Source organism: Streptomyces sp. S465, from assembly GCF_026898115.1.
Lineage (GTDB): Bacteria > Actinomycetota > Actinomycetes > Streptomycetales > Streptomycetaceae > Streptomyces > Streptomyces luomodiensis.
The window spans coordinates 9,281,440-9,302,661 of record NZ_CP114036.1 but is presented as its reverse complement, the minus strand read 5'-3'; the positions used below and the strand labels follow the sequence as shown (position 1 = coordinate 9,302,661).

The window sequence follows — 21,222 nt, the reverse complement described above, 5'->3', positions numbered from 1 at the left end:
TCCGTCAGTGGCGTGTTCGTTCCGCCAGACGATGTAGCGGCGGATCATGCCGCCTCAGCGTGGTACGGCGGGCCCTCCACGTTCCGGTTCCGGGACGGCGCGTTTGCCCGCATCAGGCGATGACCGGCGCAACGGCCTCACCCAACCAGCGTGCGAGGGCGACCATGCGGGCATCAGTGCCCGGTTGCCCCATCACCTGAAGGCCGAAGGGCAGCCCGCCGACCGCCATGAGCGGAACGTTCACCGCCGGGGTCCCCAAGAGTGAGCTCGGCGTATTGAACACCGGGTCTCCCGTCGGCCATCGCGCCGGCGGCTCTCCGGCGACATCGCCAAGCCACCGCGGCGCCGAGCCGGTGGATGTCGGCGCGACGACGGCGTCCACGACGCTGCCCATACCCGCGAAAGCCGCCTGCACGACTTCGCGGTCCTGCAACGCCCGCTCGTAGCCTGCCGCCCCCAGCCTCTCCGCGGCTTCGATGAAGAAGCGCTTGCTCCGCGCGCTGACGCGGTCCGGGTGTGCCTCCACCAGGTCACGGAAGGCCCACAGGTGCTCGCGTGCGAGGATCAGACTGGTCAACTCGGCAGCACCGACCAGTGCCCGCTCAAATCGTTCGAGCAGCGGTTCGTCGCCTCGCCGGAGCACCGTCACGCCGCAGGCCTCGATCTGTCGGGTCACCCGGTGAAAGGCTTCGCGGCTCCGCTCGTCCAGACGGTCCCAGCCTTCGGTCTCCATGACGGCGAGGGTGAGGGGCTTTCGGGCCGGTGGCGGCGTGGCGGGCCCGCGCAAGGCCGGCCAACCCGGATCGCCGCCCACGCGACGGGCGATCTCGATGGCCACCTGCCACATGTCCTCAGGACACGCCGCCACCACGCCGTGGGTCGTCGTGCTCGCGGTCTGCCGTTCACCGCGATTGATGGCCCCGCGTGACGGCTTCAGACCCCAGTTCCCGCAAAAGCTCGCAGGCCGCATGAGCGACCCGCCGGACTGTGTGGAGATCGCCGCGGGCACCATCGACGCCCCGACGGCCGCTGACGAGCCGGACGACGATCCACCCGGCGTGTGCTCCGGGTGGAACGGGTTGGTCGTCGGGCCGGGTTCCGGGCCCGCCAGTTCCGTGGTGACGGTTTTCCCGACCAGGACGGCGCCCGCCTGCCGCAGCGCCCACACCGCGGCGTTGTCCCGCTTCGGGAAGTTACCCGCGTACGCGGCGCAGCCGTACTCGGTGGGCATGTCCTTCGTTTCCAGAACGTCCTTGATTCCGATGGGCATGCCGTCGATGGGCGAGAGCGGCTCCCCCCGACGGTAGCGACGGGTGCTGGCGTCAGCCTGCTCGCGCGCACCCGACTCCTCGAGCACGGCCCAGGCTCGCACGGTCGGCTCGAGTTCGGCGATCCTCGAAAGGCAACGCTCCAGGTAATCGCGCGGCGTGTCAGCGCCACTGCGGAACTGCTCCACCGCCGTGTGAAACCGCAGTCCGCGGAACGCGACCGGGTCGTACGTGCCGACGGTCGCGCCAGCTGAAGAAGTCACGAACACCCCCATCGTCGCCGTTCCGGAAGGCGAGGCTTTCACCCGGACGGCGTGCCGAATCATGGCACAGTGTGCTTGAACACGGCACAGGCTAGGAACGGGCTCATCGGCATGTCAAGGCTCCACTCGCCGGTCCGCGTCCGGCCGCCCCCCCTACGCGGCGGTGCCGTCCGCGACGGGGGCCGGGGCGGGGCTCCCCAGGCCATCACGCGGCGCGCACTGGTCTTCTCCCTGCTCCAGGAGGTGGCCTGGCCGCCGGGGAGCAGGCAGCCGACGGCGAGGGCCGGTGCGCTGGAGAGGCGTAGTCCGCAGCGGCTGAGGACGAGCGTGACCAGCCGACACCTGCTCAGGCTGCGAGCTTCCCGTGGTGGAGTGCCGCCGCGCCGACCGGCCGACCCGCCCATCAGGGCCCTTCATCGTCCTGTCGCCGGCTGCCGTCCGTGGCGGCACGGCGCAGCAGTGGGGTGAGGCGGTGGGGCACCAGTTCGCGCATGGCCAGGGCCGTGGTGGTGCGTTCGACATCGGGGATGGCGAGGATCTGTCCCGCGATCCGGTACAGGTCCTCGGCGTCGGCTGCGACGACCCGCACCAGCAGGTCGGTCTCGCCGCTGAGACCGAAGACCTCCACCACCTCGGCAATGCCTGTCAGCGCCTGGGAGACCTCGGCCAGCCGGTGTTGGTCGACCCGTGCGGTGACGAATGCGGTGAGCGGGTAGCCGAGCGCGTCCGGGGTGATGCGGCGTTCGAAGGAACCGAGCGCGCCACCACGCTCCATCCTGGCCAGCCGCGCCTGAACGGTGTTGCGGGACAGACCCAGGCGCTCGGCCAAGGCGACGACGGTGGCGCGTGGCTCGGTCGCCAGGGCGAGCAGGATCCGGGCGTCGGTGGCATCCAGGGCCCGTTTGCTGTTCACGGTGTTCAATCGGCGTCCTCTCGTTTCCCTCGTATGTGAGCAGAATGCTCAGTCGCAGGAGCGCATCTTGTGCAGTCGGAGACTTATCTGTCTACTTGCGGATCACAAAGTCACAGCCCGGAGTCTTGACCCGGGATGCGGAGGTGGTCTGTGGTGGTTCCGAAGGTGGCATCCGTTGACGCTCAGGGCAGGGGGCCTGTCCAGCCAGGACAACTCGCGACGCTGGAGGCGGTCGAGCGGCGGGTGCTGTGGCTCTCCACGGCGATCGTCGACCATGCCAACCGCGTGCGGCCGAACCCGTCAGGGCTGAAGGTCGGCGGCCACCAGGCGTCCAGCGCCTCGATGACCTCGATCATGACGGCGCTGTGGTTCCACGCGCTGGGCGCCGAGGACCGGGTGTCCGTCAAGCCCCACGCGTCACCCGTTCTGCACGCGATCAACTACCTGCTGGACGAGCTGGACGAGTCCTACCTGACGAGTCTGCGCGCTTTCGGTGGTCTGCAGAGCTATCCCAGCCGGTCCAAGGACCCCGATCCGGTCGACTACTCCACCGGTTCGGTCGGCATCGGCGCCACCGCTCCCCTGTGGGGTGCCCTCGCGCGGCGCTACGTGGAGGGCCACTTCGGCGGCGCCGGGACCGGGCGGCAGTATTCCCTGCTCGGTGACGCGGAGCTGGACGAGGGCGCGATCTGGGAGGCGGTCCATGACCCTGCGGTGCCGGGCCTGGGCGAGGTGGTGTGGGTCGTGGATCTGAATCGGCAGTCGCTGGACCGTGTCGTGCCCGGAATCGCCGCGGAACGGCTGCGGGACACGTTTGCCGCGGCCGGCTGGCAGGTGCTCACTCTCAAGTACGGGCATCTGCTGCAGGAGTTGTTCACCCGTCCCGGCGGGGAGTCCCTGCGCGCCCGTATCGACGCCATGGGCAACCCCGAGTACCAGCGGTTGCTGCGCTGCTCCGCCGATCAGCTGCGCGAACGTCTGCCCGGCACCGGCTCCACCGCCGCCCCCATCGCCGGGCTCATCGCGGAACTGGACGATGCCACTCTGCTGGCGGCACTGCGCAACCTGGGCGGCCATGACCTCGGCACGCTGCTCGAGGCGTACGACGCCGTCGACGACACCCGCCCGACCGTGATCTTCGCGTACACGGTCAAAGGCCATCGGCTGCCCACCGAGGGCCATCCGCAGAACCACTCCTCGCTGCTGACCGCCGGTCAGATGCGGGCACTGGCCGACCGCCTCGGGACGGACCTGGACCACCCCTGGACAGGTTTCACCGAGGGTTCGGCGGAAGCGGATCTGTGCGCGGCCGCCGCCCGGCGGCTGCGCCGTCCCCTGCGCGAGCCGCAAGCGCCGCCCACGGTCCCGCCCGACCTTGGCCGCCCGGCACCCAGCGGCACCGGCACCACCCAGCAGGCCCTCGGGCGGGTGCTGCTGGACCTCACTCGTCAGGCACCGCAGGCGGCGGGCCGGATCGTCACCGTCAGCCCGGACGTCAGCTCCACCACCAACCTGGGCGGCTGGCTCAACAAGGTGGGCGTGTGGTCGCCCGCTGAACGCACCAACTGGTTCGCCGACGACGCGGAGACGATCCTGCACTGGCGGGAGAAGCCGACCGGGCAGCACGTGGAGTTGGGTATCGCCGAGACGAACCTGGTGGGCCTGCTCGGCGAACTGGGCGCCACCTGGAGCCGCTGGGGCCAGCCGCTGCTGCCGATCGGCGTGGTCTACGACCCCTTCGTCAACAGGGCCCTGGAGCCGTGGTCCTTCGGTATCTACGCCGGCGGCCAGTCGATCCTGGTCGGCACGCCGTCCGGCGTCACCCTCGCACCGGAAGGCGGCGCGCACCAGTCGATCACCACACCCTCGCTCGGCATCGAACAGCCGGGGTGTGTGGCCTACGAGCCCGCGTTCGCGATCGATACCGAGTGGTGCCTGCTGGCCGCGCTCGGCAACCTCGGCCGGCCGGAGGGGAGCTCGGCGTACCTGCGGCTGTCCACCCGTCCCATCGACCAGTCCCTGGCGGCGGTGCCGAGCGACCCGGCTGCCCGCGAACGCCGCCGCCGGCAGGTGGTCGCAGGCGGCTACCGGCTACGGCAGCACGATCAGCCGGCAGTGACGCTGGCCGCGATGGGCGCCACGGTTCCCCAGGCCATGGCCGCCGCCGACCGGCTGGCCGCACTCGGTTACGGGGCCGACGTCGTGTGCGTGACCAGCCCGGACCTGCTCTTCCGCGCACTCCAGGCCCGACGGGGGCTGGCGGCTGCCCCGGACTGGATCCTCGACCAGATCTTCCCGGCCGAGCGGGCCACTCCCCTGCTCACCGTGCTCGACGGCCACCCGCACACGCTGGCCTTCCTCGCCACGGTCAACAACGTGCCCATCGCCACGCTCGGCGTGACCGGCTTCGGCCAGTCCGGCGGCCTCGAGGACGTCTACCGCTACCACGGCATCGATACCGACAGCATCGTCGCCGCCGGGCTGGACCTCCTCGACTGAAAGGAGAGCTCGCGCATGCCCATGGACGAAGGTGACCCCACGGCGGGCGGCGGCGAAAGCCCGTTCTTCGCATAACCCCGAACGACCGCCGGCCGGCCGGGCCCTGTCAGCCACCCATCTCCGGCCGGCGGTCTCTCGTCAGCGCGCGAGGGAAAGCGACGACCGGAGCGTCCGCGTCGTTGCGAGGACTCCACACCTTTACCGGCGATACATACCGGCGACCGGGGGCGTCGGGACGCGGTGGAGCCGGGCCCGGACTCGGGCCCGGCTCCACCGGGCGAAGCGTTGGGAGGAACGGCTCCACGCCGTCACACTATTGCGCAGCGGCCGCGGAGGAGCTCGACACCGTCGCCTTCAAGGTCATCGCAGTACGTCGTGCGCCCGGTCATGGCCATCACCAGGGCCAAGCTGGTGCCGGACACGAGCGGTCCGGAACCGGCCGCGAAGGGGCCGTCAGCGGCGACGAGTTGCAGGCCGCCGATGCGTCCCTTGGCGACGACCACGAGGTCCGATCCCCGGTAGTACTCGGCCACCTGCGTGACTGTCTCGATCGGATAGTCACGGCGAATTCCCAGCGGGCGCCGGATGTCTTCCGCGTGCACGATCGTCTCGCCCAGCATGGCCACCGCCGGGAGCGGAGGCTTCGTCGTGCTCGGGACGATGTGCCGGAATCGCTCACGGGTCTCGGTCGGGGTTGCCCCCAGCTGCTCGGCCAGCCGCATGGCCACCTGCTTGTCAAAGTCGAACCGGCAGCGGATCACACCCGCCAGCCAGCGCGCGGCGTTGAGGCTGGCCCCCGCAGTCAGATGCGCCAGGACCTCGCGTACCGTCAATCCGCTGCACAGCGAAGGTGTCGCCCACTGCTCGTCGGACAGGTCCGCGAGATCGGTCGCCAGCGCCGCTCGCTCATTGTGGATCAGGGGCCAGACCCCGGCCCTCCGGCTGCGGCCTGCTGCCAGTTCGGGATCAGTCATTCGGGAGAGTCTCCTGTCACGAGTAGTGCTCTGCCTCCACACCCGGACCGGAACAGGTGGGCGTCCGGCAGGGGCGTTCAAGGAGGAGACCCTTATCCCGCAGCAGAATCGCAGCAGAATCATCGCCCGCGCGTGAACTTTCCTCGCGCCCCGAACCCGCATCCCGCACGCTGCGGCAACTGTCCGCCGCTTCCAGGTCTTCCCGTCCCGGGGTCCTGGGGATACGGCGGCGGGCTGCGGGCGATGCGCGTACCTCAGAACGCGCGATGGTATTGCTTCGGCCATGACGCACGCGGGTCCGCATCGAGGGCGCGCAGCGCCCAATAGGGGTCGCGCAGCATGGCCCGGCCGACCAGCACCGCGTCCACCAGCTCCGGGATCGCCTGATCGAGGTGGTGCGCCTGCGCAATCATGCCGGACGCCGCCGTGAGGACCCCTGCCGCACGAAAGCGCGGACCGTACTGGGCGTTGTGCAAGGGCTCGGCAACCCGGAGGGCCTCCGGGACCAGCGCCCCGGTCACGAGGTCGATCATGTCAACGCCCACCTCGCCCATGCGGGCCGCGACCAGGGCCATATCGTCGGCGGTGAGACCGCCCTCCAGCAGATCCGCGGCGGGCAGACGGACGAGGACCGGCTTGTCCTCCGGCCAGCCCGCGCGAACGGCCTTCACCATCTCCAGCGGGAACCGCATCCGCCGCTCCGGGTCGCCTCCCCACTCGTCGGTACGGTGATTGGCCAGCGGCGAGAGGAACTCGTGGAGCAGATATCCGTTCGCCCCATGCAGTTCGATGGCCTCATAACCCGCGCGATGGGCGTTGCGGGCGGCCCGCTCGATGTCCTCCAGCACCCGCGTTCCGTCCTTCGTGGTCATCTCGGCCGGAACGGCCAGGCCGGCGAACGGGATCGGGGAAGGCGCAAGCGGCTGCCATCCGCCATCCTCCGGTGGTATCGCGTTCCGGGTCCCGTCATTCGCCCACGGCACGCCGTGCGAGCTCTTGCGACCCGCGACCCCCAGCTGGACCGCCGCCACCGACCCGATGGAGGTGATGGCCTCCGCCAATCGCCGGTGGCCGATCACCTGGTCATCGGTGTACAGCCCGAGGTCCTGTGCCGTGGTGCGCATGTCGGGGGCGACGGCGGTGCATTCGACCATGATCATGCCGACGCCCCCTGCCGCCCGGGACCCGTAGTGGGCAATGTGCCAGTCGGTCGGGGCGCCGGACCTGTCCGCGGAGTACTGGCACATCGGTGAGAGCCACACCCGGTTGGGTACCGACAGCTCCCTGAGACGAATCGGGGTCCAGGCCATGGATGCCGTCGTCATCGGCCATACCTCTCTCCTGGTTCCGGCTGGCATGAGCATGTGCCTACCGTGCCGCCATGGTGAACAGCATATCGAGATACGGAACGATAGTTTCGGGGCCGCGCCATCGTCAACCGCCGATCGCCGACCCTGACGAGCAGGAAGACACAGGAAGACAAGGGGGTCGGGCCGCTCCTCCACGAGCGCACCGTCCAGCACGAGGCCCCGATCGATCCGGACAGGGGGCGTAACCCGCCTGCACGAGGTCGCACTGACACCAGGGGGAAGGGCCGGCGCAGCCGCCGCACGGCCTCGGCGGGCAGCCGGACCGCCACCCGCACCGCCTTTCCTCGGCCGCCTCCGACCGATACGGAGAGTGCCGCGCGATGGTTGACAGAACCGCCACACTCCGTTCAGATTCGTGTCGGAAAGCAGCACGGTCGTTCCGCATTCCGGAACAACAGGGGTTGCGCCATGAGCGCTGCCTGGACGACTCGGCCCCCTGAGCGACACATCGCACACGCAGAACCTGTCCGGCCGCCGCCGAATCCGGCCCCGCTTCGTGGCCTTACGGGCATCGCCCGGCGGGTCATCGTCACCGCCGCCGCGGTCACGGCAAGGCCCAGTCGCGTCGCTCCGAGGCTTTGGTGCCGCACGACCCGGGCACTCCACAGGCCTCGCCGCCCTCGCTTCGGCACAGGCCCCTCACACGCGTCCCGCCAGCAGCACGCTGTTCCGCAAGCCGTACGCCCACACTCGCATGGAGGCGAAGTCGCGATGGCAACCAAGCGCTATACCGGTTACCAGTCCTTTTCCTACCTTGAAGCCGGAAAGGACTACACCGAGTTCACCCCCTCGGCCGATGTGGACCGGCTGCCGGCACACGACCTCGGACTGACCGCCGATGAACAGGCACGGGCCGAGCGCCTCCTGACCGAGAACATCGCGGTATCGCTCCACGACCACCCGGTGCGCCTCCCCCTGAGGGCCAGGACGGAACTGCTCCAGTGGAACCGTGAGGCCCGCCTCGCCTACGGCTACGAGGGACTGAGCCGGTCCGGACTGGACGCCGTGTTCGACAACCTCGGCTGGGGCGCCTGCGAGTCCCGGAACGGGTGGAAGTGGGACGACGTCATCACCGACCTGGGAATGCGCTGGTGCGACGTCGCCCACCAGGACTACGTCATCCGCGCCGAGTCGGTCGCCGACATCCGGCGCGCGCACGCCGAAGGCCAACTCGCCGTGGTCGCCGGCCTCGAGGGAGCGGCACTGATCGAGAATGAAATCGACCGGCTCGACGTGCTCCACGGACTGGGCGTCCGGCAGATCGGCATCGCCTACAGCGATGCGAACTCCCTCGGCAGTGGTCTACGAGAAAAAACAGACGGCGGCCTGACCTCACTCGGACGGCGCGCGGTCCGCCGGATGAACCAACTCGGCATCGCCATCGACCTCTCGCACGCCGGGGACCGGACCGCACTCGACGTGATCGAGACCAGCGACAAACCCGTACTGATCACGCACGCCGGGGCACGGGGCCTGTGGAACACCGCCCGGATGAAACCCGACGAGGTCATCCGCGCCTGCGCGGAAACAGGCGGCATGATCGGCATCGAAGCGGCCCCCTACACCACCGTCAGCCCGCAGCACCGCCGCCACACCATCGAGTCCGTGATGGATCACTTCCGCTACTGCGTCGACCTGGTCGGCATCGAGCACGTCGGATTCGGTCCGGACACCTTCTTCGGAGACCACCTGGACCTGCACCACGTGATGAGTCAGAAATGGGGAGTCACCGACACCATCCGGTCCGGTCCCGCATTCGAGACCATCGAATCCGTAGCCGGGCTGGAAAACCCCGGTGAATGCTTCCGCAACATCACCCGCTGGCTCGTCAAGCACGGATATTCGGACGAGGACATCTCCGCGGTCATCGGCGGTAACGCCCTGCGGGTGCTCGAGAACATCTGGTGAACCGCTGACCCACGCAGCACCACACGCCAGGAGCATCCTCACCCCTTCCCATCCTTCTCTCACGGAGCAACGGAGCAGTGGTGCAAAAGAAAATTCTCGGCGCCGCCATGATCGGGCACGCCGTCGAGTCCTACGACTTCGTCATCTATGGCTCCTCAGCGACCATCATCGCCCAGCGCTTCTTCCCCGACGACAACCCGACCCTGGCGATCCTGTCGGCCCTGGCCGTCTACGGCATCGCCTTCGTGGTCCGCCCTGTCGGCGCCGCCGTCTTCGGCAGCATCGGCGACCGTCTTGGCCGACGCACCGCGCTGTCCACCGTGGTGCTGATCATGGCCATCTCGACGGCCGCGATCGCGCTGCTGCCCGGTTACACCACGGCCGGGATCGCCGCCCCACTGCTGCTGCTGTGCTGCCGGCTCGCCCAAGGGATATCCATGGGAGCCGAATACACCAGCGCAGCGTCCTACGTCATGGAACAAGCCCCTGCGAACAGGCGCGGACTATGGATCAGCGCCGTAGGCAGCGCCTCCTTCATCGGCTCCGCATTCGCCGCCTTCGCGCTCCTCGCCCTCCACTCGGCATCACCACACGCCTATACGGAATGGACCTGGCGGATCGCCTTCCTCTTCGGAGGACTCATGGCCCTGGTCGGCCTCTACATGCGCCTCAGCCTCGAGGAGACCAGCACCTTCCGGAACCTGGAAGCCCACGGCGAAACCTCGGCCAGCCCCGTCAGGGACTCCTTCCGCAACTGGCGGCTCTTCCTCGTCCTGTTCACCGTCTTCGCCCTCCTCGCCGTCGTCGTCCACAACCTCCTGGGCTACCTGCCCACCTACCTCATCACCACCGGCGGCCTCCCCGAAGTCACCGTACTCGTCGCAGGCGGCACCGCTCTCCTCCTGTGTACCGGCCTGTGCATCCTCACCGGCGCCCTCACCGACCGCATCGGACGCAAGCCACTACTGATCACCGGAGTGGTCATCGCAGCCGCGGGCTCCGTACCCGCCTACATCCTCGCCGGCGGCGGAGGACTCCTCACCACACTGGCCGCGGAAACCCTGCTCATCATCCCCGCCGCCCTCATCGGCATGCCGGCGACCATCATGGCCGTGGAACTCGTCCCACCCCACATCCGCACCACCAGCACAGCGCTCGCCTACAACGCCGCCTACGCCGTATTCGGCGGCACCGCCCCACTCCTCGGCGCCCTCCTCACCCAACACTTCGGACAACTGGCACCCGGCACCTACATCACAGTCCTGGCTGCCATCGCACTCATCGTCATCACCGCCGCACTACCCGAAACCCACAACCACACGACAACCACACCCCAACCCCACGCACACGACCGCAAACCCACCAGCCTACGACCCACCCCCTAATGGGTTCGGGAGCACGTTGAGTGTGCGGATGCCCATGAAGTGAACCGTGTCCGGGCGGCGTTGGCGTTGTTCGTGGCGGATGTGTTCGCCTCGGTGCCGCGAAGAGACGGTCGGGGTGGCCCCGCAGTACTGCGGGGCACTGGGGAAACGGGCGAACTGCCAGGTCGCAGTCAGCCTCCACACCGTGACCGACACCGCTTCCCTCCCACTGCGGTGACGGCTGTTCCTGCTCAAGGAATGGGCCTCGGATGCCGACCGCCGGGCGACAGTCCGCGTCCCGCCAAGGTCGGGCACACGGAACTAGCGATCTGCGACTGGAGTACCAGATCTGTTGGTTTGTCTGAGGGCAAGAGTGAGCGGCGGCAGAACGGGCTGCCTCCTTGACTACCGCGCTGGGCGGATTACCTGATGCAAAGTCAGAATTACCGCAGCTCAGAAAGCTTGACAAGGCGCCACCTCTCGCTACGCTTGCGGTTACCAACGACCGTATAAATCCGGCCACTTGGCCGGATCCGGAGTACAGCGCCAGCACCTCCTACACCGCGCCGATCCCTTTAGCGAAGACTTAGTCCGCAAGGCCACCCCCCAGCCACGGTTAAGTGCATCCATTCAGGATGTTCGCAAGGAGTGTCTTATGGCCACAACAATTCCTCAAGCGCCCGGCGCGATACCGCTGATCGGTAACAGCGTGCAGTTGCTGCGCGACCCGATTGAGTTCCTGAAATCGTTGCCCGCCAGTGAGGACTTGGTTCAGATCCGGATCGGTCCGATGAAGGCAATCGTGCTGCTGGACCGTGAACTGACACAGGAAGTTCTTCGCGACGACCGCACCTTCGACAAAGGTGGACCTTTCTTCGACCGCCTCCGGGAAATAATGGGCAACGGTCTGGGCACCTCCCCGCGCGATGTGCATCGGCGGCAGCGCCGCATGATCCAACCGGCCTTCCACACCTCCCGCATGCCCGGTTATGCGAATATCATGGGGGAGCAGATTGCTGCGGTAACCGGGTCCTGGCGCGACGGACAGGTCATCGACGGCTACTCGGAAATGCTGACCATCACGGCAAAGGTCGTTCTGGCCACGATGTTCTCGGACTCGATGTCGCCTGACCTGGTCAGGGAAACGACCGAGAACTTCGTCACGATCGTCAGAACCATGTACAAGCGCATGATCATGCCGCCGCCGTTGGACAAGCTCCCTCTTCCCGACAAACGCCGCTACGACGCGTCCCGGGCCTTCGTCAAGGACACTGTCAACAGGATCGTTGCCGAGCGGCGGGCCAGCGGTGAGGATCGTGGCGATTTGCTCTCCGTGCTGCTGAGTGAACGCGACGACGCGGGCGAGGGCCTGACCGGCAGTGAAATCCACGATCATCTGTGCACGTTTTTCTTGGCCGGCGTGATGACGACTGCCAGCGCTCTGTCCTGGACGCTGCACCTCCTGACACAACATCGTGATGTGCAGAGCCAGTTGCAGGCCGAAACGAATGCCGTCCTCAAGGGCGCCGACCCCACCTTCGAGGACTTGCGGAGCCTGGATGTCACCAAACGCGTTATCGCTGAATCGCTCCGCCTGTGGTCACCCGGTTGGTTTGTCACCAGGGTGAGCACAACCGAGAGCGTGCTCGCCGGGCACACCATTCCGGCAGGCACCACAATCATCTACAGCCCCTACATGATCCACCGGGACGGCGACGTATACCCCGATCCGGAAAGTTACGATCCCGACCGCTGGCTGCCCGAGCGCGCCGCCGATGTTCCCCGCAACGCGCACATTCCCTTCGGTGAGGGCCCACGCAAATGCATCGCCGATATTTTCAGCCTCACCCAGTCGTCCCTGGTGATCTCCAGTATCGCCGCCAAATGGGATCTGGAGCCGGCTTCCAGCGAACCGGTCCGTCCCGCCCTCGGCGCCGTTCTTGCTCCGCGCGGGCTGCGGATACGCGTCACCTCCCGGGCATGAAGATGTCGGGAAGACCACCGAAGTGCTCGGAGGAGTGACTTGCGATTCGAGATCCCCACTCGCTTTCCCGTTCCCTTCACACCTCTCCTGAATCCCTACACCGGTCGCGTGTCACAGCGCTTCTGGGAGTGGATTGAAAACCGGACGCTCGCTCCGAACGATCGCGCCCGCGAACGCCTCAGACGCAGCGGCATAGAACTCGCCTCCTGCTGGTGCTGGCCGTGGGCGAACCAGGAGCAGCTTTTGGAGGGCATGAAGTGGATGTTCTTCTTCTTCCGGTTCGACGACCAGATGGAAGAGGGAGCGGCCCAGCGGGACTTCGTCCGTGTCAACCGTGCGGTCGAAGAAATCACAGGCATCATGCACAACCAGCGCGAAGCTGGCGACAGCGCACTTTCCCAAGAACTGCACCGCACCTGGCTGCACACCCAGGAAGGCCGTCCGTCGGACTGGGTGGACACCTTCCGCCGCCACTACTGTGACCTCGTCCGCTCTTACGCAGACCAGTCGCGCTTCAACTACGCACCCGGTCAGGGTCAGGTGATGCCGATGGCTGAGTATGAATCCTTCCGTGAGATCACATACGGCATGGAGTGGGTCTATGACTTCATGGAAATGGTCAACTCCTCCGGCACCTACCTGCCGGAGGCGGTGCGTCGGAGCATCCCGATGCGTACCCTGCGCTGGTCCTCCACCCTTCAGCAGGCACTCCTCAACGACGTTTTCTCCGCTGCCCGCGAAGATCACCAGGAGCGCCAGGTCAACAGCGTCGTGATCTACCAGCAGGAAAAGGGTTGCAGCGCCCAAGAAGCAGTTGGCGCAGTGCTGGAACGTATGGCGGAACTTGTCACCATCTACAAGGATGCCTGCGAGAGCCTGCGCGCCGAGCTTCGTGGCTCGGGCACCCGGCCAGAGGTCATATCAGCCGTGGAGAGATTCATCACCAACATGGACGCCGTTATAGGCGCCAATCACGACTGGCATCACATCGTCATGCGCTACGCAACCGACGACGTCTCCAGCGGAGAGGGGGCGTACTGCTACCCCGATGACCTGTGACTCAGGGGACGTCCCTCAAGGTCAGCGACCGGCTCGGCACCCCGCAGCCGATCGCTGACCGGACCCCGGTCCCATGTGAGGGGCAGGGCTCTTCGTAGCGGGAGACGGCCACGCGTTGGCCGCCGCGATGGCCGTTGCCACGCCACGAGGCCGTAGGCGGCTGTACAGGCGGCGCGGATGCGAGGGCGTGGTCCGGCCGCCCCATGCCGGGCTCCCCGGGGCGGCCGGAGGGCGCGCGGTGGCCAACTGGACGTCAGGCGGTGACGTCCACCAGGACTTTGCCGACCGCGTGGCTCTCGACCGCTCGGTGCGCGTCGGCGGTGCGGTCGAGGGGAAAGCGGATCAGCGGCAGGCCGTGCTTCTCACCGACCGGCAGCGCGCCGTCGCGTACAGCGGTGGTGACGTCCTGGACGGCCGCGGTGCGTGCCTCCGGACCGGCCGTGTAGAGCACCAGGAACTGGAAGCGTGTGTTCAGCACCATGTTCTGCAGCACGTTCAGTTCGACCGGCTTGCCACCGTCGTTGGCGTAGGTCGAGATCGTGCCGCGGGTTCGCAGCACGGCCAGGTCCAGTGCGAGGTTCGTGCCCAGGGCCACCTCGGCGACGATGTCGACGCCGTCCGGGGCTATCTTGCGGATCTCGGCGGCCGGGTCGCCCTCGCGGTAGTTGATCACGTGGTGGGCTCCGGCGGCGGTGGCCAGCCGGGCTTTCTCCGGGCCGCTGATCGTGCTGATCACGGTGGCGCCGGCCCATCGGGCGAGCTGGATCACCGCGTGCCCGACCGCTCCGGCCCCGCCCGCGGCGAGCACCACCTTCCCGTCGAGTGCCCCGGGCCGCAGCCGACGCGGGCCGTCCTCGGCGACGGTGAGCGCGCGGTGCGCGGTCAGCGCGGGGACTCCGAGTGCCGCGCCGACGTCGAAGCCGGCCTCGTCGGGCAGCGGCACGGCCTGTTCGGCGGGCACGACGGTGAACTCGGCGGCGGTGCCGGTGGGCCGCCCGGCGGCGGCCATGAACAGCCAGACCCGCTGACCGACCCGGCTCTGGGCGACACCCTCACCGACGGCGTCGATCGTGCCGGCGCCGTCGAGGTGCGGGGTGACCTCGGAGAAGTGCTTGGGGTGGCCGGCGCCGGAGCGTGCCTGCCAGTCGGTCGGGTTGACCCCGGACACGGCGACCCGGACGCGAACCTCGCCGGGGCCCGGCGCCGGCAGGTCACGGTCGACGAACCGCAGAACGTCGGGGGCGCCGTTGTCGCGGTAGATGATGGCCTTCATGATCCGTCCTTGGAGCCTGGTAGGGGCGGGGTTATTCCGGCGTGGCCTGGCGGTTCGGCAGAGTGTCCGGCGTGTGGTGCGATCGCGACCCGGGCCGCGTTGGTTCCGGTCAGCCGATGGGGACGTCGTTGGAGCGGGACTCGATGCCATCGAGGGTGGCGAGGGTCGCGGCGTCGAGCGCGATCTCGCTGACCGCGATGTTGGCCTCCAGGTGGGCGGCGTTGGCGGTGCCGGGGATGAGCAGCACGTTCGGGGCGTGGTGCAGCAGCCAGGCGAGGCCGACCTGGGAGGGCGTGGCGCCCAGGGACTCGGCCACGGCGTGCACCGCCGGCTCGTCGGTCGCTTTGGGCAGGCCGGGGAAGGCCCCGCCGAGCGGGAAGAACGGCACCCAGGCGATGCCCTCGGCCGCGCACAGCCGCAGCATCTCCTCGTCCTCGCGGGAGACGAGACTGTAGGCGTTCTGCACGCAGACGACGCCGGCGGGCAGGGCACGGCGCAGGCCGTCGAGGGTGACGCTGCTCAGGCCGATCGCGCCGATCTTGCCCTCGTCGCGCAAGGCGGTCATCACCGCGAGCTGATCGTCGAGGTCGACGACCTGATCGCCCTCGGGACGCAGCCCGGGGCCGGTGTCCAGGCGGCGGAGGTTGACGACCGCGAGCCGGTCGACGCCGAGGCTGCGCAGGTTGTCCTCGACGCTGGCGCGCAGCTGCTCGGGCCGCTGCGCCAGACGCAGCGGCAGGCGCCCGCCCGGGTCGGGGTCAGCCCCCACCTTCGTGACGACCAGGACGTCGTCCTCGGGGCGAAGTGCCTCGCGGATCACGGCGTTGGCGAAACCGAAGCCGTAGAACTCGGCGGTGTCCACGTGGTCGACACCCAGCTCGACCGCGCGGCGCAGCAGCGCGACGGCCTCGCCGCGGCGGTCGTGCAGCCGCTCGAGCTGCAATGCGCCGTATCCGATCCGGAAAACGGTGCGGGCGGCGAACGAAGCGGTCGCGTTGATCACGACGGTGTCTCCTCGGTCGGTGTTCGCAAGGCGGTGTACAGCAGTTCGGCCTGGTAGAGCGCCATCACCCGGTGGGCGATCGGGGTGGCGCGCTCCCGGGCTCGGGGCGGCTCATGGTGCTCTACCTTGACGAGCCAGGCCGTGACGCAGTCGTGCAGCATCGCGCGCATCCGGTCGGTCATGTCGACGACGATGTCGCGGATGGCCGGGTCGGTGGTCGCCTCACCCCACGTCTGCACGCCGACCCGGGCCTCGGCCGGGTCGATCGCGGCGATCAGGCGGGCGAGCAGTTCGTCGGGGCTGGGTGGGGCGTCGGCCGCGGCGTACTCGCCGAGGACATCGGCACGCTTGGCGAGCACCTCGCGGGCCGCGGCCCGGACCAGGTCGGCCTTGTTGCGGTAGTGCGCATAGATCGAGCCGGCCGAGAGGCCGGACTCGGCGGTGATGTCGGCGATCGAGGTCCGCTCCAGGCCGTTGCGGCTGAAGCAGCGGACGGCGGCCTCGGCGATCTGAGTACGCCGGAGTTCCTTGCGTGCGTCGGTGAGCCGAGGCACCACACCTCCCACAAAAAGAATCGCTGTTCTGCTTACGGGGAAGACATTAGCAGAATCGTGGTTTTGTTTGTGGTGGGTGCGTGTCATACGAGCAGGCCCGGTCGTGACGACCGGGCCTGCTCGCGATAGGTCTGTCAGACGGACCGCAGCCGGTCGGTGCGCGCCGTCTCCCCAACTGGCGGAACGGCGGCATGAGCTTGGGCTCCTCGGCCTTGCCGAGCTTGGCCGACTTCAGCTTCCCGTGGCACCTCGACCGCCGCGGCAACCTTCTTCGCGGCCTTGCGCAGCTGCGGAAGGCCGCCCGCCCGGTCATGGAGCCGAACCGCCACGAGCCGTGCGTCATCCGTGGTGGGTGCCGCTCCTCGACGGTCAGCCTGGGCAGCCGGGCACGCATGGATCATAATGCGATCTGTTGGATCACATTGCGGTACAGGAGGAGCCTGCTATGTCGAAGGTACGTGGGAGCACGACGACGCGTGCAGTCCAGCGTTCGAGCCATACGACGATCCGGTACACGATCAGCGGTCCGGCCGACGGACCGGTGGTGGTCTTCGTGCACGGCTGGGGATGCGACCGTGACGACTTCGCCGAGGTGACCGCCTTCCTCCCCGGGCACTACCGGGTCCTTGCGGTCGATCTTGCCGAGCACGGTGAGTCGCGGTCCACGCGAGACGTCTGGACGATGGAGGAGTTCGCCCGCGACGTGGCGGCGGTGTTGGAGGCCGAGCGGGTGGACACCTGTGTCGTGGTCGGGCACTCGCTCGGCGGAGCGGTGGCCGTTGAAGTCGGTCGGCTCCTGCCCGATATGGTCTCGCACGTGGTCGCGCTCGACGCCTTGCACTATCTCTCCCTGTTTCCCGCGCAGGACGAGAGCCGGGTCCAGGCGATGCTGCGGTCTTTCAGCGAAGACTTCCCCGCGGGCGTGCGGGGCATGGTCGAGGCGGGTTCACCGGCCGGCACCGATCCGGGGGTGAAGGACGCGTACGTCGAGAAGATGGTGTCCGTGCGGCAGCCCGCGGGCTTGCGATCACTCGAGGGCCTGGTGCGCTGGCGCATGGATGACGTGCTGCGCGAGGTGAAGCAGCCGATCACCTTGTTCGCGGTGCGCGAGATCCTCACTCAGGAGGCAATCGACCGCTACGGTGACCGCATCCGCATCGTGCCCGTCGACTTGGGCAGTCATCACTTTCACCGCGAGTCGCCTGCCGGCACGGCTGAGCTCGTGGCCCGAGTGGTAGCCGGATAGGACCACCACCGACCACCCCGCTCGTGACTGCCGCCGAGGCTGTCAGGCGGATGAGATCAGCCGGCTGATCTCATCCGCTGCCGCGATGACCAAGTGCGCCAGGTCCTTCTCGCGTGCGCTGTCATAGCGGATCTCCGGCATGGAGAGCGTGAGCGCTGCGATGGGTTGCTCGGCCGCGTTCGTGACAACCGCGGCGATCGAGGAGACGTGCGGGCGGTACCACGACGACGAGACGTTGAGCGCGTACCCGCGTTCGGCGGTCCGGGCGATCTCCTGCCGGAGCTCATCGGAGTCCGGCATGGGGAACTCCGCGAACTCCTCAAGTTCGCGCCGCAGCAGTTGATCGACCTCGGCGGCCTCGAGGTGCGCCATGATCGCGACTCCCCCCGAGGTGGCTTGCAGGGGCAGGCGCGTGCCGATGTCGAGAAACACCCGAACGACGTGCGTGCTGTCTTCTCTCGCGACGACGACGTAATCCTCACCGTCGCGGAGGCCGAGGTGGACGGTCTCGTCCGTCTCGGCCGCGAGACGCTTGATAACGGGCCCCGCCACCTCTCGGAGATCCTGTTCTCCGGCGCCCCGCAATCCGAGGGTGAGAGCTTTCATCGTCACACCCCACCGCGCATGCTCGGGGTCGACGACTCGTAGCCAGCCGGCCTGCTGGAGTGTCACCAGGCATCGCTGCGCCGAGCTTTTCGGGATGTTCGTCACGCGGGACAGTTCCGAGACGCCGATCGGCTGCCGCAGGGCGACTTCTTCGAAGACGCGGAGTGTGCTCAGCACGCTGTTCATCGATCGGACGCCGGCGCTCCGCTTGTCCTGGCCGGAGGCGTCCTTGTCGCCCTCTTCTATGCGCATAAGGCAAAGACCTTATCACCTGGCGTGAACCCCATTTCGGCGCGAGCCACCCCGGCGCCGCACCTGCCCGATCGGCACCTTCCGCTTTACGGACACCACAGGGCTGGATTACATTGCGGTACTTCGTATCGCAACGCGAAACGGAGCACCATGGATCTCACCGTCGTCGGAGATGTCGTCGTCTCCGGGGTGCCGCGGCGCCCGGCCCGGGACCCCGCCCGACCCGGCGACTCGGCCTTCGGGCTGCTCCAGGGCGGCGATCTGACGATCGGCAACCTGGAGGTACCGCTCACCGCGTCCGGGGAGCGTGCCGAGAAACTGGTCACGATGCGTGCTCCGACGTCGGGCGCGGCAGAACTGGCGGCTCTCGGGTTCGATGTCATGTCCCTGGCCATGAACCACGCGATGGACTATGGCGCCGAGGGCATGCGTGACACGGTGCGGGCGCTGGATGCCGCGGGAGTCCTGCACGCCGGCTTCGGCGAATCGATCTCCGAGGCGACTCGTCCCCGTGTGGTACCTCTCGGTGAGAGCAGCCTGGCCTTTTTCAGCTTCTGCTGCGCGCTCCCACTGGGCGCCGACGCCACCGCCGACCGGGCGGGCATCGCAGCGATCCGGGTACGCCAGAGCTTCGAGTTCGACAGCGGTTTCCTGGAGGAGACACCCGGCACGCCTCCCTTCGTGCACTCCAGCGCGCACGAGCCGGACGTCCAGCGGGCCGAGGCCCTGATCCACGAGGCCAAGAAGCACAACGACTTCGTGGCCGTCGCGCTGCACTGGGGCGTGCCGTTCTGCTACCTGCCGACGGCGCAAGGGCCGCTGGCGCGGTACCAGCAGCCCTTGGCACGGCGTTTGATCCACGCCGGGGCGGACCTCATCATTGGGCACCACCCGCACTGCCTCCACCCGGTCGAGTTCTACGAACACGGCCTGATCCTCTATTCGACGGGGAACTTCGTCTTCGACTGGTGCGACGGGTGGAATCCGGATTCGATGGTCGCGAAGGAAGACGCTCATCCCTCCGCTCCGTATCAGCCGGCCTTGCTCAAGGGGCCTTGGTACGAGAGTGCGGTATTCCGAGTGCGGCTGGGAGGGCCCGACGGGCCCGAGCTCCGCCTGGACCCCATCGAACTGGACGCGGACAGTCAGCCGGTCATTCCGAGGCCCGAGGTGGCGGCCTCGATCCTCGCCCGGTTCGCTGAGGCATCGAGGGAGTTGGATCCGTCCATCGTGGTGGACGAAGACGGGCGCGTACGACGCCGGGTGGCCGCCGAGTCGGACGCCGATGCCTAGACGCACTGCCCAGCGGAGTGCCTCTCGCACCACTGGCGAATGCCCAGGTCGTCGACCACGTGCGGCGTCGACGGAGCACGCGGCAACATCCACCCACCCCTGGAACGAGGTGCGACCATGACTGACATCAACGGACGCGTCAAACGCGAGTTCGAGAAGAACCTCGACCTGGTGACCGAGCTCTCGCACAGGATCAGCGCCCATCCTGAGCCGGCTTTCGAGGAGCACGAGACATCGGCGGCGATCGTCGCGGCTCTTGAGAACAGCGGTGACTTCACGATCGAGAAAGGGGTGGCCGACCTGCCAACGGCATTCGTGGCGTCGGCCGGATCCGGTGACCTGGTGTTCGGCGTCTGCGCGGAGATGGACGCCCTCCCCGGCATCGGTCACGGTTGTGGTCACAACGTCATCGCCGCGTCGGCCGTGGGTGCCGCGCTGGCGCTGGCCCCGTTCGCCGATGAGCTCGGACTGACGGTGCGGGTCTTCGGTACACCTGCCGAGGAAAGCGGAACCGGCAAGGAGATCATGGTGAACCGCGGCGTCTTCGACGGGACCCACGCGGCCATCATGGTTCACCCCTCGCTGAAGGATGTCGTCACCCCGCAACTCCGCGCCGCGCGGTCCTGGCGCGTGACGTACACGGGTCGTGGAGGGCATGCGTCGCGGCCGTGGAGTGCGCTGAACGCCGCCGACGCGACGGTCGTCGCCCAGACCGCCATCGGTCTGCTGCGCCAGCAGCTGCGCGACGGCATCAGGGTGCATCACGTCGTGAAGGAAGCCGGGTCGGCCGTCAATGTCATCGCGGACCACGCCGTGGTCGACTGCATGATCCGCGGTGACACGATCAATGAGGTCGATGAGGTGTGGGAGCGGGTACGACGGTGCTTCGACGCCGGAGCCATCGCCACCGGGACCGGTGTGGAGTTCACGTCCTTGCCCTCCGTCTACCGCGAGTTCCGTCACGACCAGGACCTGGCCCCCATCTTCGAGTCCCACGCGAAGGCCATCGGCCGGACCTTCCCCGACTATCCCGACAAGACGTTCGGGTCGACCGACATGGGCAACGTCTCCCTGCGGATCCCCGCGCTGCACCCCATGCTTTCGTTCGATCTTCCGACCGAGGAAGGCAATCACACCGCCGCCTTCGCGGCCGCTGCGGCAGGCCCCGAGGGCGACCGGTTCGTTCACGACGGCGGATTGGCCATGGCACTGACGATCGCGGACGTCGCGCAGTCGGGGCCGGTCCGCAGGCGACTGATCGGCCGGGCCTCCACCAGCTGAAGAGGCAACCGCAAGGGCACCGCGGATGCCGGAACGGCAGCGGTGGCGCGGGGGCCCGGCCACGATGCCGTGGTCGTACCCGTGGTCGGCGTACAGCGCGCTGGTCTCGCCG

16 protein-coding genes and 1 pseudogene are annotated in these 21,222 nt (G+C 68.1%); 9 read left to right on the top strand and 8 right to left on the bottom strand.

Annotated elements, in window-relative coordinates; translation table 11 throughout:
* Positions 1-112: 112 nt before the first annotated feature.
* Both N6H00_RS39005 and N6H00_RS39000 read right to left on the bottom strand, forming a co-directional pair.
* Positions 113-1,594, bottom strand: coding sequence for an amidase (locus tag N6H00_RS39005; RefSeq protein WP_268976641.1), 1,482 nt, complete (start codon positions 1,592-1,594; stop codon positions 113-115).
* 340 nt (positions 1,595-1,934) lie between these two features.
* Positions 1,935-2,453 carry an Lrp/AsnC family transcriptional regulator gene (locus tag N6H00_RS39000; RefSeq protein ID WP_443073172.1) on the bottom strand — a complete coding sequence of 173 codons (519 nt, stop codon included), beginning with the start codon at positions 2,451-2,453 and terminating at the stop codon, positions 1,935-1,937.
* 126 nt (positions 2,454-2,579) lie between these two features.
* Here N6H00_RS39000 and N6H00_RS38995 point away from each other — a divergent pair, with 126 nt between their 5' ends.
* Entirely contained in the window at positions 2,580-4,943 is a 2,364-nt protein-coding gene (locus N6H00_RS38995) for a transketolase-like TK C-terminal-containing protein (RefSeq protein ID WP_268976640.1), read from the top strand.
* 308 nt (positions 4,944-5,251) lie between these two features.
* On the opposite strand, the gene N6H00_RS38990 is transcribed toward N6H00_RS38995, so the two are convergent.
* Positions 5,252-5,917: a maleylpyruvate isomerase family mycothiol-dependent enzyme gene (locus N6H00_RS38990; protein WP_268976639.1), complete on the bottom strand. Its 666-nt coding sequence runs from the start codon at positions 5,915-5,917 to the stop codon at positions 5,252-5,254.
* Between the two features lie 254 nt (positions 5,918-6,171).
* Positions 6,172-7,242: an oxidoreductase gene (locus N6H00_RS38985; protein ID WP_268976638.1), complete on the bottom strand. Its 1,071-nt coding sequence runs from the start codon at positions 7,240-7,242 to the stop codon at positions 6,172-6,174.
* Between the two features lie 756 nt (positions 7,243-7,998).
* Between N6H00_RS38985 and N6H00_RS38980 the strand changes: the two genes are divergently transcribed.
* The 5 genes and pseudogenes from N6H00_RS38980 (at position 7,999) to N6H00_RS38960 (ending at position 13,602) form a co-directional block, all read left to right on the top strand.
* Positions 7,999-9,195, top strand: coding sequence for a dipeptidase (locus N6H00_RS38980; RefSeq protein WP_268976637.1), 1,197 nt, complete (start codon positions 7,999-8,001; stop codon positions 9,193-9,195).
* A gap of 80 nt (positions 9,196-9,275) precedes the next feature.
* Entirely contained in the window at positions 9,276-10,580 is a 1,305-nt protein-coding gene (locus N6H00_RS38975; RefSeq protein ID WP_268976636.1) for an MFS transporter, read from the top strand.
* Between the two features lie 39 nt (positions 10,581-10,619).
* Positions 10,620-10,878 (top strand): annotated as a pseudogene (locus tag N6H00_RS40685) (transposase); the annotation flags it as partial.
* Between the two features lie 336 nt (positions 10,879-11,214).
* On the top strand, positions 11,215-12,543 hold the full coding sequence (locus N6H00_RS38965) for a cytochrome P450 (RefSeq protein ID WP_268976635.1): 1,329 nt from the start codon (positions 11,215-11,217) through the stop codon (positions 12,541-12,543).
* A 39-nt stretch (positions 12,544-12,582) separates the two neighbouring features.
* Positions 12,583-13,602, top strand: coding sequence for a terpene synthase family protein (locus N6H00_RS38960; RefSeq protein WP_268976634.1), 1,020 nt, complete (start codon positions 12,583-12,585; stop codon positions 13,600-13,602).
* A gap of 253 nt (positions 13,603-13,855) precedes the next feature.
* Here N6H00_RS38960 and N6H00_RS38955 read toward each other — a convergent pair whose 3' ends face one another.
* The 3 genes from N6H00_RS38955 to N6H00_RS38945 form a co-directional block, all read right to left on the bottom strand.
* Positions 13,856-14,875 (bottom strand): NADPH:quinone reductase, encoded by a 1,020-nt coding sequence (locus N6H00_RS38955; protein WP_268976633.1) that lies wholly within the window; start codon positions 14,873-14,875, stop codon positions 13,856-13,858.
* A 109-nt stretch (positions 14,876-14,984) separates the two neighbouring features.
* Positions 14,985-15,878: an aldo/keto reductase gene (locus N6H00_RS38950; protein WP_268976632.1), complete on the bottom strand. Its 894-nt coding sequence runs from the start codon at positions 15,876-15,878 to the stop codon at positions 14,985-14,987.
* On the bottom strand, positions 15,875-16,432 hold the full coding sequence (locus tag N6H00_RS38945; protein ID WP_268976631.1) for a TetR/AcrR family transcriptional regulator: 558 nt from the start codon (positions 16,430-16,432) through the stop codon (positions 15,875-15,877). The genes N6H00_RS38950 and N6H00_RS38945 overlap by 4 nt, the downstream gene beginning before the upstream one ends.
* Before the next feature lie 445 nt (positions 16,433-16,877).
* Between N6H00_RS38945 and N6H00_RS38940 the strand changes: the two genes are divergently transcribed.
* Complete coding sequence (locus tag N6H00_RS38940) at positions 16,878-17,678, top strand: alpha/beta fold hydrolase (RefSeq protein ID WP_268976630.1); 801 nt, start codon at positions 16,878-16,880, stop codon at positions 17,676-17,678.
* Between the two features lie 42 nt (positions 17,679-17,720).
* On the opposite strand, the gene N6H00_RS38935 is transcribed toward N6H00_RS38940, so the two are convergent.
* On the bottom strand, positions 17,721-18,536 hold the full coding sequence (locus N6H00_RS38935; RefSeq protein WP_268976629.1) for an IclR family transcriptional regulator: 816 nt from the start codon (positions 18,534-18,536) through the stop codon (positions 17,721-17,723).
* A gap of 24 nt (positions 18,537-18,560) precedes the next feature.
* Here N6H00_RS38935 and N6H00_RS38930 point away from each other — a divergent pair, with 24 nt between their 5' ends.
* A complete protein-coding gene (locus tag N6H00_RS38930; RefSeq protein ID WP_268976628.1) occupies positions 18,561-19,829 on the top strand; it encodes a CapA family protein in 1,269 nt (422 codons plus the stop codon).
* Positions 19,830-19,946: 117 nt separating this feature from the next.
* Positions 19,947-21,110: a M20 family metallopeptidase gene (locus N6H00_RS38925; protein ID WP_268976627.1), complete on the top strand. Its 1,164-nt coding sequence runs from the start codon at positions 19,947-19,949 to the stop codon at positions 21,108-21,110.
* The last annotated feature ends 112 nt before the right edge of the window (positions 21,111-21,222 follow it).

Excerpts from the sequence above, each read along its gene's own strand:
- N6H00_RS39005 (WP_268976641.1), bottom strand. The coding sequence starts at position 1,594 with ATGATTCGGCACGCCGTCCGGGTGAAAGCCTCGCCTTCCGGAACGGCG.
- N6H00_RS38995 (WP_268976640.1), top strand. The coding sequence starts at position 2,580 with ATGCGGAGGTGGTCTGTGGTGGTTCCGAAGGTGGCATCCGTTGACGCT.
- N6H00_RS38990 (WP_268976639.1), bottom strand. The coding sequence starts at position 5,917 with ATGACTGATCCCGAACTGGCAGCAGGCCGCAGCCGGAGGGCCGGGGTC.
- N6H00_RS38985 (WP_268976638.1), bottom strand. The coding sequence starts at position 7,242 with ATGACGACGGCATCCATGGCCTGGACCCCGATTCGTCTCAGGGAGCTG.
- N6H00_RS38980 (WP_268976637.1), top strand. The coding sequence starts at position 7,999 with ATGGCAACCAAGCGCTATACCGGTTACCAGTCCTTTTCCTACCTTGAA.
- N6H00_RS38965 (WP_268976635.1), top strand. The coding sequence starts at position 11,215 with ATGGCCACAACAATTCCTCAAGCGCCCGGCGCGATACCGCTGATCGGT.
- N6H00_RS38955 (WP_268976633.1), bottom strand. The coding sequence starts at position 14,875 with ATGAAGGCCATCATCTACCGCGACAACGGCGCCCCCGACGTTCTGCGG.
- N6H00_RS38940 (WP_268976630.1), top strand. The coding sequence starts at position 16,878 with ATGTCGAAGGTACGTGGGAGCACGACGACGCGTGCAGTCCAGCGTTCG.
- N6H00_RS38935 (WP_268976629.1), bottom strand. The coding sequence starts at position 18,536 with ATGCGCATAGAAGAGGGCGACAAGGACGCCTCCGGCCAGGACAAGCGG.
- N6H00_RS38925 (WP_268976627.1), top strand. The coding sequence starts at position 19,947 with ATGACTGACATCAACGGACGCGTCAAACGCGAGTTCGAGAAGAACCTC.